Raw genomic sequence first — 14,125 nt, forward strand, 5'->3', positions numbered from 1 at the left:
TTGTCTCCGTCCTCGTCAGTCCCACTCGAACCCACCGCGACGCCACACGTAGGCGTCGGCGATGAAGAACGCGTTGAACAGGAAAAGCACCACGGCACCGAGGGTGAAGGCCCCGAGCTCGTCGAACGCGACAGCGAAGGGGTAGAGGAAGAGCGCCTCGATGTCGAAGATGATGAAGAGCATCGCGGTCAGGTAGTACTTCACCGGGAAGCGACCACCCTCGGATGCCTGCGGCGTCGGCTGGATGCCGCACTCGTAGGCCTGGGCCTTCGCCGCGTTGTAGCGGGCCGGGCCCACGACCAGGCTCGTGCCCACCGAGACGATGGCGAAGCCGAGCCCCAGCAGGAACAGGATGAGCAGCGGGATGTACGGGTTCATCGCTGCGCCTCGCTTTCTGACATGTGATGCACGCCACCGATCCTAGGGGTGGCCGGCAGCACGCCGACGCCGGGCTCACGCATTGGGAGCCACCTTGGTCATGAGCTGGACGAGCCGGTCGTCGAGACCGCCGCCCTTCTCCTCCGGGAGGTTGGCCATGAGCTTGAGCATGAACTTCATGAGGGTCTGGCGCGGGAGGCCGTACTTCGTCGCCAGCCGCATGATCTCGGGCTTGCCGATGAGCTTGGCGAACTGCGCGCCGAGGGTGAAGTAGCCGCCGTGCATGTCCTTCATCCGGCCGACGTAGGACTGGAGCACGCGCTCGCGGTCCGCGGCGGTCGGGCGGGCGAGGGCCTGCACGATCGTCTCGGCGGCGGCGTGACCGGCCTCGAGGGCGTAGTCGATGCCCTCGCCGTTGAAGGGGTTGACCATGCCGCCGGAGTCACCGACGAGCATGAGGCCGTCGGCGTAGAGCGGCTGGCGGTTGAAGGCCATCGGCAGCGCGGCCGCGGTGATCTCGCCGGTGATCGTGTCCTCGTTGATGCCCCACTCGGCCGGCATCGTCTCGACCCAGCGACGCATGACGTCCTTGTAGTCGGTGCGGCCGAAGGCCTCGGAGGTGTTGAGGACGCCGAGGCCGATGTTGGAGCGGCCGTCGTTCAGGCCGAAGAGCCAGCCGTAGCCCGGCATGAGGATCCGGCCGCCGTCGGGGGTGGTGGACCACAGCTCGAGGTGGCTCTCGAGGTAGTCGTCGTCGTGGCGCGGGGTCTCGTAGTACGCGCGCACCGCGACGGCCATGGGCCGGTCCTCGCGCTTCTCGCGGCCCATCTTCACCGACAGGCGGGAGGAGACGCCGTCCGCGGCGACGACGACGGGGGCCCGGTAGGTCTCGGTCTCGCCCGTGGCGCGACCGCGCTCGTCGACGACCTTCGCGACGACGCCGACGATGCGCCCCCCTTCGTCACGCAGCGGCTCGGAGACATTGCGTCCCTCGAGGAGCTCGGCCCCGCTCGACGCGGCGTGGCGGGCGAGGACCTCGTCGAGGTCCTGGCGGGCGCGGACCATGCCGTACCCGGGGAAGGAGGTGACATCGGGCCAGTCGAGCTGCAGCCGCATGCCGCCGCCGATGATCCGCAGGCCCTTGTTGCGCGCCCAGCCGTCGGTCTCCGACAGCGGGATGCCGAGGTTGATCAGCTGGCGGACCGCTCGGGGGGTGAGCCCGTCCCCGCAGATCTTGTCCCGGGGGAAGCGGGACTTCTCCAGCAGGACGACGTCCTTGCCGGCCTTCGCCAACCAGGCCGCGGTGGCGCTGCCACCCGGTCCGGCCCCGACGACGATGACGTCGACGCTGCGGCCACCCTCGGCCGCCGGCAGTGCACTGGTCACGAAACTTCCCTCAGCTGCTTGTGAAGCATTTCACGATCGCCGGGAAGCCTACTCTTCGGGAACAACGAGGCGGACACAGGTTCACCTAACCTGCGGGCGCATCCGGACGAAGGGGGACTCAGCCCGCCTTGACGGCGCGGTGCAGGGCGACGATCCCGCCCGTGAGGTTGCGCCACTCGACCCCCGACCATCCGGCGCCCTCGATCATCCGGGCCAGCGGCTCCTGCGCGGGCCAGCTCTGGATCGACTCGGCGAGGTAGACGTAGGAGTCCGGGTTGGAGCTCAGCCGGCGGGCGACGGGCGGGAAGGCTGCCATGAGGTACTCGCTGTAGACCGTGCGGAAGGTCTTGTTGACCGGCTGGCTGAACTCGCAGACGAGCAGGCGCCCACCCGGTCGGGTCACGCGCAGGAACTCGCCGAGCGCCACCTCGGGCTGCACGACGTTGCGGAACCCGAAGGACATCGTCACCACGTCGAAGGACGCGTCGGCGAAGGGCAGGCGGGTCGCGTCCGCGGCGGTGAAGTCGAGCTCGGGGCTCTGCTTCAGGCCCTGGCGGAGCATCCCGAGGGAGAAGTCGGCGGAGGCCACGTGGGCGCCCGCCGCGCGCAGCGGGAGGGAGGAGGAGCCGGGACCGGCGGCGATGTCGAGGATGCGCTGGCCCGGCCTCGGGTCGATGGCGGCGACCACGGCCCGACGCCACAGCCTCGTCTGCCCCAGCGACAGGACGTCGTTCATCAGGTCGTACTTCGCGGCGGTCTCGTCGAACATCGCGGCGACGTCCTTGGGGTCCTTCTGGAGGGTGGCGCGGCTCATGTGCTCATCCTCGCACCCGCAGTCGTACGCTGGACCGCGACATGACCTCTCCATCGCCCGCCGACGTCCCCTCCACCTCCGGCGTCCCGCACCCCGCGCTCGTCGTGCGGACGGTGTCCGTCCCCCTCCCCCGCGTCACGGACCTGCTCGGGCTGCTGCCCGAGCCGGGCGACGCGGGCGACATCGTCTCCTGGGTCCGCAAGGGCGAGGGCCTCGTCGGCTGGGGCCGGGTCGCCACCTTCCGGGCGACGGGTCCGCACCGTTTCGAGCAGGCGCAGGAGTGGTGGCGCGAGGTCACCGCCGAGGCGATCGTGCGCGACGACGTCGACGAGCCGGGGACCGGGCCGATCGCCTTCGGGTCGATGGCCTACTCGCGCCGCTCCCTCTCCGAGTCGGTGCTCGTCGTCCCCGAGGTCGTCGTCGGCCGTCGCGGCAACCTCGCGTGGGTCACGACGATCACGACCGACGCCACGGTGCCCCCCGCGGACCAGGTGCTCGCTCGCCAGCCCGCGCCGCACGACCCGGGACCGGTGGCCTTCGCCGACCGGGACCTCACCGCGGAGCGCTGGGCCGAGGCCGTGGAGGAGGCGGTCCGCCGGATCAACGCCGGCTCGCTCGACAAGGTCGTGCTCGCCCGCGCCGTCCAGGCGACCGCGCAGCAGCGCATCGACCCGCGGTGGCTGCTGCAACGGCTCGCCGCGGACTACGACACGACGTGGGTCTTCGCGGTCGACGGCCTCGTGGGCGCCACCCCCGAGATGCTCGTGCGGCTCGAGCGCGGCCTCGTCACCTCGCGCGTGCTCGCCGGCACGATCCGGCGCACGGGCGACGACAGTCACGACCTCGCGCTCGCCGGGTCGCTGGCCCGCAGCAGCAAGGACCTCGAGGAGCACGAGTACGCGGTGCGCTCGGTCGCGGACGCCCTGACCGACCACACGTCCTCGATCAACGTGCCGGACTCCCCCTTCGTCCTGCATCTCAACAACGTCATGCACCTCGCGACGGACGTCGCGGGGGTCGTCGACGACGACTCGACCTCGCTCGCCCTCGCCGCGTCGCTGCACCCGTCGGCCGCCGTGTGCGGCACGCCGACGCCGGTCGCCGACGGGGTCATCGCCGAGCTGGAGCAGATGGACCGCGGGCGCTACGCCGGGCCGGTGGGCTGGATGGACGCCTCGGGCGACGGCGAGTGGGGCATCGCGCTGCGCTGCGGCTGGTACGAGGACGCGACCTCGCTGCGCCTGTACGCGGGCTGCGGGATCGTGGCCGGGTCGGTCGCCGGGGACGAGGTCGCCGAGTCCGTCGCCAAGCTGCTGCCGATGCGGACGGCGCTCGGCGGCTGACCCTGCGTGAGACTCGGGTCATGGCCGCAATTTCGGCCGGACAGGAGCCAATTCCCGAGTCTCGGCGACGTGGACTGCCCGAGTCAGGCCAGAGCGGCGGCGACAGCCGCGCGCACTCGCTGACCGGCCGCGCGCCGGGCGTGGCCGGGGACCGGCACCCGGATGACGCGGATCCCCGGGCTGCCGTGGTGCAGCAGGCCGGCGAGATCGTCCGGGCCGCGCGCCGTGGTCGAGGGCACCCCGTGGGCCGCGCAGAGCAACCCGATGTCGCTGCCCGTGGGTGTCGTGAACAACCGCGTCATCGGCCCCGACAGCTCCGGCGCGCCGTACTCGAGCGTGCCGAAGATGCTGCCCCCGTCGTCGTCGAGCACGACGATCGTCAGGTCCGGGCGGGGCTCGGCGGGCCCGATGAGCAGGCCGTTGGCGTCGTGCAGGAAGGTCAGGTCACCGAGCAGCGCGACGGTCGGCCCCGGGCGGGACAACGCGATGCCGACGGCGGTCGAGACGCAGCCGTCGATCCCCGCGAGCCCGCGGCTGGTGAGGACCTCGACGTCGACGCGCGGGTGGGCGACGCCGTGCGCGAGGTCGCGGGCGACGCTCGAGCTGCCGAGGAAGAGGGCGGCGTCCGGTGGCAGTGCGTCGTGCAGGGCCCGGGCGACCACGGGGCCGGCGGCATCGGTGGGGACGGCAGCGGCGAGGCGCTCGCCGGCCTCGCGCCAGGTCCGGGCGAGGTCGCTCTCCTCCCACCCGGGTCCCTCCAGCGACAGCGCGGCGAAGGGGTGCACCGCGGCCGCCGCGTGGGTCGCGTCGGCCCAGCCGTCGGCGCCCGGCTCTCCGGTGGTGACCACCTCGACCCGGACCCCGGGGGTGCGCGTGAGCGCCGGCACGGAGCGGCCGAGGGTGGGGCGCCCGACGACGAGCAGGCGCGAAGGGAGGTGCGCCGCCACCCAGTCCGTCGCCGTGAGGACGAGGTCGCCGTGGGGCAGGACGAGGTCGCTCGTGCCGGGCCCCGGCTCGGCGACGACCGGTGCGCCGTGGTGGCTCGCCCAGGCGAGCGCGGCGGCCCGGTGGTCGGCGGTGGGCAGCTCACCGAGGACGACGATGGTGTCGGGGTCGTGCTCGAGGGGGACTGCGTGCCCGGCGGTGACGGGGGCGGGGCCGGTCACGGCGACCCAGGGGTGGTCGCCCTCGCGACCGACCACCGGGTCGAGGTGTCCGCGACCGGGTGGGCGGTCGTTGTGCCCTCGACCCGTCGCGGGGGCGGCGATCGCCGTCGGGGCGAGCGGGTCGCGGTAGGGCAGGTCGAGGTGGACGGGCCCGGCACTCCCCTGCCCGGCGAGGGCGCCGGTCGCGGCGGCGACGGCCCGGGCGGCGGCAGTCCGCCAGCCCGCGGCCTGGCGTGCGGGGTCGGCGGGGGTCTCGAGCTCGAGGGCCAGCCGGACGTGCTCGCCGTAGACGCCGTACTGGCTCGTGGCCTGGTTGGCGCCGACCCCGCGCAGCTCCGGGGGCCGGTCGGCGGTGAGGAGGAGCAGCGGGACCGCGCCGTGGTGGGCCTCGAGGACTGCGGGGTGGAGGTTGGCCACGGCCGTCCCGCTCGTCGTGATGACGGCGGCCGGCCGGCGGGAGGTCTTGGCCAGGCCCAGCGCGAGGAAGGCCGCGCTCCGCTCGTCGACCCGCACGTGCAGGCGCAGCCGCCCTGCCAGCTCGAGGTCGTGGGCCGCGTAGGCGAGCGGGGCCGAGCGCGAGCCGGGGCACAGGACGACCTCGCGGACGCCGAGCCGCGCGAGCTCGTCGAGGAGCACACGAGCACCGGTCGTCGAGGGATTCACCCACCCGATCCTGCCACCCCGCAGGGCCGGTGTCGGGCGGGCGGGCTCCCCTCAGATCCGCTCGACGTCGTAGTCGATCGTCACGGTCGGCGTCCCGGCCGTCCCGACGAAGGGGGCTGCCCCCTGCCGCCACGCCGCGAGGGAGGGGTCCTCGCTCGCGTCGACCAGGCGCGCGGTCTCGGCGTAGCGGCCGCTGTCGTGCGCCTGGGTCGCGCGGGCGTCCCGGCCCAGGTCGTCGGCGAGGGAGCGCTCGACGGTCACCCAGCCGGCGCGGTCGGGGTTGGCCGCGCCCTCGAGACCGGGCACGAGGTCCTCGGTGTGCTCGAGGCTCAGCACCGACACGTCCTCCGGCACCCCGAGGGAGGCGACGGGGGCTCCGGAGGTCACGACGTGGGTGATCCCGAGCCGCCGTCGCAGGTGCGGGTTCGCGGCGAGTGCCGCCGCGGTGATCCCGCCGTGGCTGTGCCCGGCGGCCATGACGCGCGGCGGTCCGGTGTCCCCGACGCGGCGGCGGGCGTCGGTGACGGCCCGCTCGACGGCGAGCATCGAGGCGGTCGTCTCCCCCGCGAGGAGCAACGCGTTGCTCGTCAGGTCCCACGGGTTGGCGCCGGCCCGTGGGTCGAAGGTCTGCGTCCCCGGGATGTCCACGACCCAGGCCCAGGTGCCGTCGGCCTGGGGGATGCCGGTCACGCGCAGCCGCGACCCACCCGACGTGGGTCCGTCGGCCGCGACGAGGTCGGCGACGCCGCGGGGCGCCCGACCGACGCCTGCCGGTCGGGGCCGCAGGTCGACCCGGCGGCCCGACTCGTCGAGGGCGACGCCCTTCGTCGCGGCGATGACCACGGCGAGCGCGTCGGCGTGGTGGCGCGGCGGGTAGGGCACGCCGGCCCGGCTGCTGCGCCAGCCGAGCCACAGGCCGAGCACCGGCACCCCCTCGCCGAGGCCGAGGAGCAGCCCGTCGAGGCCGTCGGCCGCGGCGGGGACGAGCCAGGGGTGGTCGAAGAGGATCTCGTCGACCTCCCGACCGAGCCCCAGCCCGACCGAGATCGCCGCCCCACGCGCACCGGGCACGGTCATCACGGCCGCGACCACCGGCACGCTCGCCAGCCCGGCCCCGAGGACGACCGGGGCCACCGATCGGCCGACCCACGCGCCCGCGCTCGTCGCGATGCCGTCGGTGAGGGCCTGGACGCTGCGTTCGCCGTCGCGGTAGGCGTGGAGGGCCGCCGTCGTCGCGGCCGCGGTGGTGCCGACCTCGACCCCGACGGCGACGACCCCGGTGCACCGGCCGATGGCAAGCTCGGCGGTCACGGCCTCCACCGGGGCCAGCAGCCCGGCGAGCGCGAGCCCCGGGTCCACCGCGGCGAGGCCGATCGCGAGGCCCACCTCGCCGACGTCCAGCGCGATCCGCCGCAGGCGTCCCGCGGACTCCTCGAGCTCGTCGAGCCCGACCGACAGCCCGGCCGCGCCCCCGGTGACGCTGATCCCGCTCACGGCAGCACCCGGGCCGTGAGGTCGACGGCGCCGACCGTGTGCAGGCGCGACTCGGCGACGGCCTGCAGGTGCCGCACGTCGGCGGCGGCCTGGCGCACGCGACGGGCGTAGGTGGCGAGGGTGTCGGCGTGCTCGCCGACGACGTCGCGGTGCAGCCGAGCCGCCTCCCCCTGCCAGCTCGTGGCCGTCGCGCTGCGCGCCTGCACGGCGCACGCGTCCAGCCGGTCGGCGTGGCGCTCGAGCCGCACCGCCACCGCTGTCAGCTCCCCCGGGAGCAGCCTGTCGATCCCCGTGTCCATGGGTCCACCCCACCCCTTGGGCAGGGCGGGCGGGACCCCCTTCGCGCTCCTGTGGACGAAGGGAGCGCCACCACCGGGCCTGTGGTCAGACGCGCGCCGCCCAGGCCGCGCGGACCCGCTCGCGCCACCAGTGCTCCCGGGCCGGCGACGCGGCGTGCGCGGCGAGGAGTCGCGGGTCGGGGGCGACGTCGCGGACCGGCAGGGCACCGGCCACGGGGAGGAGGGGCTCACCCGTCACGTCGGCGGCGAGCAGGGCGCCGGTGCCGAGCCCGCACGCGTGGTGGAGCTCGGGCAGCGCGGCGGCGAGGGCGACACCGGCGCGCAGGCCGACGCTCGAGTCGATGGCAGAGGAGACCACGGCCGGCAGGCCGCACTGCTCGACGACGCGCAGCGCGGAGGCCACCCCGCCGAGTGGCGCGACCTTGACGACGATGACGTCGGCCGCGCGCAGGCGGGCGACCTCGAGCGGGTCCTCCGCCTTGCGGATGGACTCGTCGGCGGCGACCCGGACGTCGACGCCCTGGTGGGCGAGCTCGACGCGCAGACGAGCGAGGTCGCGCACGTCGGCGCAGGGCTGCTCCGCGTACTCGAGGCCGTACTGCGCGAGGAGGGACAGGCTGTCGGCGGCCTGCGTCAGGGACCAGCCGCCGTTGGCGTCGACGCGGATGCGCGCGTCCGGCCCCATGACGTCGCGGACGGCGGCAACCCGGTCGAGGTCGTCGCGCAGGTCCTGGCCCCGCTCGGCGACCTTGACCTTGGCGGTCGTGCAGCCGTCGTAGCGGGCGAGCACGGTCGCCACGTCGGCAGCGGGGACGGCGGGGACGGTCGCGTTGACCGGAACCTCGTCGCGCACGGGCTGCGGCCACCCGTCCCAGGCGGCCTCGACAGCCGCGTCCAGCCAGCGCGCGGCCTCGGTCGGCCCGTACTCGAGGAAGGGCGCGAACTCCCCCCACCCGGCGGGTCCGCGCACCAGCGCGACCTCGCGCTCGGTGACCCCGCGGAACCGGGTGTTGAGCGGCAGCGTGACCACGTGTAGGCCGTCGAGCAGCTCCTCGACGGAGGCGAGCGCGGTCATCGGTCCCGGCTCGAGAGCACGCAGAACTCATTGCCCTCGGGGTCGGCGAGGACGGTCCAGGTGACCTCCTGCTCGTCCTGGCCGACGTCGACGCGGGTGGCGCCCTGGGCCAGGAGCGTCTCGATCTCGGCGTCGCGCTCCTGCTCGACGTGAGGCGCCAGGTCGAGGTGCAGGCGGTTCTTGATCGTCTTGCCCTCGGGCACGGGGACGAAGACGAGCGAGGTGCGCAGGCCCTGCCAGGTCGCCAGGTCGTCGACCGGGTCCTCGGTGTGCTCGGGCGGCACGACATTGGCCTCGTACTCGTCCTCGTAGCCGATCCGCCACCCCAGGACGTCGGCCCACCACCGCGCAAGGGCTCGGTGGTCACGCGCGTCGATCGCCGTCTGGTACCAGTGCAGTGCCATGCACAGGACGGTAACCCGCGCTCGGCCCTCAGCCGGCCGTCGCCGCCGCCCGGGCCGCCTCGGTCTCGAGGAGCACGTCGCGCAGGCTCATCAGGTCGAGGCGAAAGCGGCTGACGAGGAAGGCCGTGTCACCCAGGACGTACACGTCCGGCACTCCCGGCGGCCGCTGCCCGTGGCACCAGGCGTCACCCCCGAGCGTGATCGCGAGTGCCCGGGAGCGGTCCTGGTAGGACTGCACGGGGACCCCCGCCAGGTAGTCGCGCACCCTGAAGACGGCCGCGCCCCCGACGAGGCCGTTGGCCTTGGCCGCACAGTGGATGATCCCCGCCGCGACCCGGGCCGGCTCGGCCGACCGCCACCGCTCGAGCAGCCGCGCCCGGGCGCTCGCGGCGAGCAGCCGCCGGTAGACGGTGGGCAGCTCGGCGGCCGCCAGCGGTGGCGGCCCGGACGCCATGAGGACCGCGTCGATCGAGCGCACCCACCCGGGCGGCACCGGGCCGGCGAGCGCGTCCGGGTGCAGTGGCTCGTCGACCGGCAGTGGGTCGCCGACGAGTCGCTCGAGCTCCTCCGGCCCTCCGACCACCCGCTGGAGCCAGCCACGCATCGTCTGCTGCGGCACCGGCTCGCGCAGCCCGTACGTCAGGTCCTCACCCGGCGGCGGGACCGGCCCCCACTCATCGCCCATGACCGGGCCGCCGCCACCGCCGTCGATCCCGTACAGCCATCGGTCCGTCATGTCGCGTCCTCTCGCCCGTGACGGTCCGGGTGACCGGCCACGGGTCCACCCCACCGGCTGCGGGAGGTGAGGGGGACCCCCTTCGTCGGGCTGTGGACGGGCGCCGAGCGCGGCGGGGGGCTGGGGACGGGCGTAGGGTCGCTGCCCGTGGACATCGCCCTGACTCTCATCGCGATCGCCGTCGCGATCGTGCTCATCATCCGCTTCAAGGTCGACCCGGTGATCTCGCTGATCATCTCCTCGGTCTTCCTCGGTCTGTCCGCGGGGGTGGGGGCCGAGGGCACGGTCACGGCCATCACCACCGGCTTCGGCGAGATCATGGGCGAGGTCGGTCTGCTCATCGGCTTCGGCGTGCTCATCGGGTCGCTGCTGCAGGCGACCGGCACCTTCCGGGCGCTCGTCGAGATCATCGCGCGCCGGGTCGGCGGCAAGCTGCCGTACGCGATGACCGCGGCGCTGTCGGCGATCTTCCCGTCCATCTACGTCGACGTGCAGGTCGTCCTCGCCTCCCCCATGGCCCGCCAGGCGGCGCCGGTCGTCGACCGCAAGCGCGGCCTGCCGTGGCTCGCCGGCGCGATCGGCATCGGGATCTTCGCCGGGTACGTCTTCTTCGTGCCGGGCCTGGCCGCCGTGGCCATCGCCGGCCAGCTGAAGCTGCCGCTCGGCGAGTACCTGATCTTCGGCGCCCCGATCGGCGTCGCGACCGCGCTGATCACGACCTTCCTCTTCCGGCTGCTCCTGCAGACCCGCTTCTGGGACGAGACCACCGACATCGATGCCGACGAGGAGGAGCACCCCGACAACCCGGGGCACCGCGCCTACCTCGCCCGCGCCGCGGCCGAGGCCGCTGCGGCCCGTCCCGGCGCCGGGTCCGGTGCGACAGCGGGGTCCGGCGCAGCACCGACGGTCGACGGCGTGGACGCCGACCTCGAGGACCCCGACGCGGTGCCGGACCGCGCGCTGCGCCTGCCGCTGCTGCTGCGCCTGTCCCCGATCCTCGTGCCGCTCGTGCTCATCGCCTTCGGCGCCTTCATGGACCTCTTCGACAAGAGCAACGCGACGATCGCCTTCCTCGGCAATGCCAACATGGCGCTGTTCATCGGCCTGCTCATCGCCTTCCTCATCGGGCGCGGCGCGCTCGGCGGGGACGGCACGGAGGCGGCTCTCTCGCAGGGCTTCCGGACCACCGGCGAGATCCTGCTCATCACCGGCATCGGCGGCTCGCTCGGGGCCGTCATCACCGAGACCGGGCTCGACGCGTCCCTCAAGCAGCTCTTCTCGGCCGACGCCAGCGCCCCCGTCCTCATCACCGTGCTGCTCGCGTGGTTCATCGCCGCGCTGCTGCACTTCGCGATCGGGTCGGTCTCGGTCGGCGCGATCACCGCGTCGGGCATCATCAGCCCGGTCGTCGCCTCGACCGGGGTCGAGCCGGTCGTCGTGGCCCTGGCCATCGGGTCCGGCGCGATGTTCGCGCTGCACGTCAACAGCAACTTCTTCTGGATGTTCAAGAGCCTGCTCGGTCTCTCGACCAAGGGCGCGCTCAAGACGCTGACGCTCGCGACCTCGCTCGGCGCGGTCGTGTCGTTGCCGTTGGTGCTCCTGGCGAGCATCGTCGCCTGACGCGGGAGCCCCCTTCGTCGTCGTGACGAAGGGGGCTCCCCGGCGGCGGTGCGCGACGGTCAGGCCGCGACGCGCTCCCGCTCGGGGGCGTCGACCTGCGTGACGGCGCGACGACCGGCGAGGACCGCGTCGAGAGACCAGGCGCCGGGGCCGGCGACGGCGAGGGCCGCGCCGATGCCGGCGAGCAGGAGGACGAGCTCGTAGCCGCCCTCCCCGACGAAGAAGCCCGCCGACAGGTGGACGACGAAGAGCGCGCCGAGCATGACGAGCGCGTAGACGGCACCGACGACGCGGGTGCCGAGGCCGAGGACGATCAGGACGCCGCCGACGAGCTCGACGAGCAGGGTCAGCGGACCGGTGACGCCGGCGAGCGGTGCACCCATCCCGGCGAACATCTCACCGACGCCGCCGAAGCCGGCGGCGGTGAGCTTCTGCCAGCCGTGCAGGAACATGGTCAGGCCCATGACGATCCGCAGGATCACGAGGGCGAGGTCGATCTGGGTGCGGCGCATGCGTCGCGTCCTTCCAATTGATTGCAACTACAACAGTTGTTACTTTAATCATCATCGGGTCCGCTCGCCAAACCGACGGTCAGTAGGCTCGCCCCCGTGAGCGCACTGGACAACGTCAGCGAGACCTTCGACCCGCAGGCCTGGGAGGTGGTCCCCGGGTTCGAGGACCTCACCGACCTCACGTACCACCGGGCCAAGGACGTCGGGTGCGTGCGCATCGCCTTCGACCGGCCGGAGATCCTCAACGCCTTCCGCCCGCACACCGTCGACGAGCTCTACCGGACCCTCGACCACGCCCGACGCACCCCCGACGTCGGCGTCGTCCTGCTCACCGGCAACGGTCCGACCCCGCGCGAGGGCAGCAGCGCGACGACCGAGGGCTGGGCCTTCTGCACCGGCGGGGACCAGCGGATCCGCGGCCGCTCCGGCTACCAGTACGCGGCGGACCCGACCGGCGACGACAGCGTCGCGGGCATCGACGAGCGCCGCGTCAAGGCCGAAGGGGGGCGCCTCCACATCCTCGAGGTCCAGCGCCTCATCCGCACCATGCCCAAGGTCGTCATCGCGCTCGTGAACGGCTGGGCAGCCGGCGGCGGCCACTCGCTGCACGTCGTGTGCGACATGACGCTCGCCAGCCAGCACGCGCGGTTCAAGCAGACCGATGCCGACGTGGGCTCCTTCGACGGCGGGTACGGCAGCGCCTACCTCGCGAAGATGGTGGGGCAGAAGCGCGCCCGGGAGATCTTCTTCCTCGGCCGCGCGTACACCGGCCAGGAGATGTACGAGATGGGCGCCGTGAACGCGGTCGTCGACCACGCCGAGCTCGAGACCGAGGCGCTGACGATGGCCCGCGAGATCATGGCGAAGTCCCCGACCGCGATCCGCATGCTCAAGTTCGCCTTCAACCTCACCGACGACGGGCTCATGGGCCAGCAGGTCTTCGCCGGCGAGGCGACGCGCCTCGCGTACATGACCGACGAGGCGGTCGAGGGGCGCGACCAGTTCCTGGAGAAGCGGGACCCGGACTGGTCGCCCTTCCCCTGGTACTTCTGATCGGGCGATGACCCCGTGCCGATCACACCCCTGCCCCTCCCCGCCGGACCAGCGATCCTTGATGTACTCCCTTCGCTCGAGCGCGCGCTGACCGGCACCGCGCCGATCCACCCCCACGCACCGGGTGAGATCCCGAGCCTGCCCGGGGGCGACCTGCCGCCCGACCTCGCCGTCGCCATCGCGACCTCCGGCTCGACCGGCACCCCCAAGCTCGCGCTGCTCACCGCGGCCAACCTCATCGCGAGCGCGGAGGCGACCGCCGAGCGGCTCGGCGGTCCGGGGCAGTGGCTGCTCGCCCTGCCGCCGCACCACGTCGCCGGCCTGCAGGTCCTGCTGCGCAGCATCGCCGCCGGCACGACTCCGGTCGTCCTCGACCCGGCCGCAGGCGGCGCCTTCGCCTTCGTCGAGGCCACGGCGGGCATGCACGGCGACCGCCGGTACACCTCGCTCGTCCCGACCCAGCTGGGCCGGCTCGTCGAGGACCCGCTCGGGCTGGAGGCGTTGCGACGCTTCGACGCGATCCTCGTCGGCGGTGCCGCCACCCCCGCGACGCTGCTCGACCGCGCGCGCTCCCTCGGTGTGCGCGTGGTGACGACCTACGGCATGTCCGAGACCGCCGGCGGCTGCGTCTACAACGGCGCGCCGCTCAAGGGCGTCGCGGCGCGCACCGGGGCCGACGGGGTGCTCGAGCTCGGCGGTCCGGTCGTCGCGCACGGGTACCTCGGTCTCGAGACGGACGCCTTCCGCAGCGAAGGGGGCCAGCGCTGGTTTCGCACCGGCGACCTCGGCTCGGTCGACGGCCAGGGGCGGGTGAGCATCACCGGCCGCGCCGACGACGTCATCAACACCGGCGGCCTCAAGATCGCGCCGCGCGTCGTCGAGGAGGCCGTGCTCGCGCACGTCCCGGCCGTCACCGGGGCGGTCGTCGTCGGCCTCCCCGACCCGGAGTGGGGGCAGTCCGTGGCCCTCGCCGCCGTCACCTCCCCCGGCGGCCCGCCGGTCGGGCCCGTCCCCGAGGCCGGCGTCGCCGAGATCCGCGAGATGCTCCGCCCCCACCTCGAGCCGGCCGCGCTCCCCCGACGGGTCCACGTCGTCGCCGAGCTGCCGATGCGCGGGCCGGGCAAGCCCGACCGCGCCGCCGTGGCGCGTCTGCTCGGGGGCTGAGCGCCTCGTAAGATCGCC

The 14,125-nt window shown here is 73.9% G+C and carries 14 protein-coding genes; 4 read left to right on the top strand and 10 right to left on the bottom strand.

The window, feature by feature from the left end; translation table 11 throughout:
• Positions 1–15: 15 nt before the first annotated feature.
• The 3 genes from JT1_RS11195 to JT1_RS11205 form a co-directional block, all read right to left on the bottom strand.
• Positions 16–378, bottom strand: a complete 363-nt coding sequence (locus JT1_RS11195) for an NADH-quinone oxidoreductase subunit A (protein WP_068326314.1) — start codon at positions 376–378, stop codon at positions 16–18.
• Between the two features lie 75 nt (positions 379–453).
• Positions 454–1,764: a geranylgeranyl reductase family protein gene (locus JT1_RS11200; RefSeq protein ID WP_068326317.1), complete on the bottom strand. Its 1,311-nt coding sequence runs from the start codon at positions 1,762–1,764 to the stop codon at positions 454–456.
• Positions 1,765–1,882: 118 nt separating this feature from the next.
• On the bottom strand, positions 1,883–2,578 hold the full coding sequence (locus JT1_RS11205) for a demethylmenaquinone methyltransferase (protein WP_068326320.1): 696 nt from the start codon (positions 2,576–2,578) through the stop codon (positions 1,883–1,885).
• A gap of 41 nt (positions 2,579–2,619) precedes the next feature.
• Here JT1_RS11205 and JT1_RS11210 point away from each other — a divergent pair, with 41 nt between their 5' ends.
• Positions 2,620–3,921 (top strand): isochorismate synthase, encoded by a 1,302-nt coding sequence (locus JT1_RS11210; protein WP_068326323.1) that lies wholly within the window; start codon positions 2,620–2,622, stop codon positions 3,919–3,921.
• A gap of 83 nt (positions 3,922–4,004) precedes the next feature.
• Here the strand turns inward: JT1_RS11210 and menD are convergent, their stop codons facing one another.
• The 6 genes from menD to JT1_RS11240 form a co-directional block, all read right to left on the bottom strand.
• Complete coding sequence (gene menD, locus JT1_RS11215; protein WP_082807625.1) at positions 4,005–5,750, bottom strand: 2-succinyl-5-enolpyruvyl-6-hydroxy-3-cyclohexene-1-carboxylic-acid synthase; 1,746 nt, start codon at positions 5,748–5,750, stop codon at positions 4,005–4,007.
• A gap of 51 nt (positions 5,751–5,801) precedes the next feature.
• The gene (locus tag JT1_RS11220) at positions 5,802–7,244 is read right to left on the bottom strand and encodes a hypothetical protein (RefSeq protein WP_068326329.1); all 1,443 of its coding nucleotides are present in this window, start codon (positions 7,242–7,244) and stop codon (positions 5,802–5,804) included.
• Complete coding sequence (locus JT1_RS11225; protein WP_068326331.1) at positions 7,241–7,543, bottom strand: hypothetical protein; 303 nt, start codon at positions 7,541–7,543, stop codon at positions 7,241–7,243. Before JT1_RS11225 ends, JT1_RS11220 begins: the two co-directional genes overlap by 4 nt.
• 85 nt (positions 7,544–7,628) lie before the next feature.
• Complete coding sequence (locus JT1_RS11230; protein WP_068326335.1) at positions 7,629–8,618, bottom strand: o-succinylbenzoate synthase; 990 nt, start codon at positions 8,616–8,618, stop codon at positions 7,629–7,631.
• Positions 8,615–9,022, bottom strand: coding sequence for a VOC family protein (locus tag JT1_RS11235; protein ID WP_068326338.1), 408 nt, complete (start codon positions 9,020–9,022; stop codon positions 8,615–8,617). The genes JT1_RS11230 and JT1_RS11235 overlap by 4 nt, the downstream gene beginning before the upstream one ends.
• 28 nt (positions 9,023–9,050) lie before the next feature.
• Complete coding sequence (locus JT1_RS11240; protein WP_068326341.1) at positions 9,051–9,758, bottom strand: hypothetical protein; 708 nt, start codon at positions 9,756–9,758, stop codon at positions 9,051–9,053.
• Between the two features lie 147 nt (positions 9,759–9,905).
• On the opposite strand from JT1_RS11240, the gene JT1_RS11245 reads away from it, so the two are divergent.
• The gene (locus tag JT1_RS11245) at positions 9,906–11,378 is read left to right on the top strand and encodes a GntP family permease (protein ID WP_068326343.1); all 1,473 of its coding nucleotides are present in this window, start codon (positions 9,906–9,908) and stop codon (positions 11,376–11,378) included.
• A 59-nt stretch (positions 11,379–11,437) separates the two neighbouring features.
• On the opposite strand, the gene JT1_RS11250 is transcribed toward JT1_RS11245, so the two are convergent.
• A complete protein-coding gene (locus tag JT1_RS11250; RefSeq protein ID WP_068326346.1) occupies positions 11,438–11,890 on the bottom strand; it encodes a DoxX family protein in 453 nt (150 codons plus the stop codon).
• 96 nt (positions 11,891–11,986) lie between these two features.
• Here JT1_RS11250 and JT1_RS11255 point away from each other — a divergent pair, with 96 nt between their 5' ends.
• Together JT1_RS11255 and menE are read left to right on the top strand one after the other, a co-directional pair.
• Complete coding sequence (locus JT1_RS11255) at positions 11,987–12,943, top strand: 1,4-dihydroxy-2-naphthoyl-CoA synthase (RefSeq protein ID WP_068326349.1); 957 nt, start codon at positions 11,987–11,989, stop codon at positions 12,941–12,943.
• A 15-nt stretch (positions 12,944–12,958) separates the two neighbouring features.
• Positions 12,959–14,107: an o-succinylbenzoate--CoA ligase gene (gene menE / locus JT1_RS11260; RefSeq protein WP_068326352.1), complete on the top strand. Its 1,149-nt coding sequence runs from the start codon at positions 12,959–12,961 to the stop codon at positions 14,105–14,107.
• Positions 14,108–14,125: the final 18 nt, after the last annotated feature.

Source organism: Janibacter terrae NBRC 107853, from assembly GCF_001591405.1.
GTDB lineage: Bacteria > Actinomycetota > Actinomycetes > Actinomycetales > Dermatophilaceae > Janibacter > Janibacter terrae.

Excerpts from the sequence above, each read along its gene's own strand:
- JT1_RS11225 (WP_068326331.1), bottom strand. The coding sequence starts at position 7,543 with ATGGACACGGGGATCGACAGGCTGCTCCCGGGGGAGCTGACAGCGGTG.
- JT1_RS11210 (WP_068326323.1), top strand. The coding sequence starts at position 2,620 with ATGACCTCTCCATCGCCCGCCGACGTCCCCTCCACCTCCGGCGTCCCG.
- JT1_RS11230 (WP_068326335.1), bottom strand. The coding sequence starts at position 8,618 with ATGACCGCGCTCGCCTCCGTCGAGGAGCTGCTCGACGGCCTACACGTG.
- JT1_RS11205 (WP_068326320.1), bottom strand. The coding sequence starts at position 2,578 with ATGAGCCGCGCCACCCTCCAGAAGGACCCCAAGGACGTCGCCGCGATG.
- JT1_RS11240 (WP_068326341.1), bottom strand. The coding sequence starts at position 9,758 with ATGACGGACCGATGGCTGTACGGGATCGACGGCGGTGGCGGCGGCCCG.
- JT1_RS11235 (WP_068326338.1), bottom strand. The coding sequence starts at position 9,022 with ATGGCACTGCACTGGTACCAGACGGCGATCGACGCGCGTGACCACCGA.
- JT1_RS11250 (WP_068326346.1), bottom strand. The coding sequence starts at position 11,890 with ATGCGCCGCACCCAGATCGACCTCGCCCTCGTGATCCTGCGGATCGTC.
- JT1_RS11195 (WP_068326314.1), bottom strand. The coding sequence starts at position 378 with ATGAACCCGTACATCCCGCTGCTCATCCTGTTCCTGCTGGGGCTCGGC.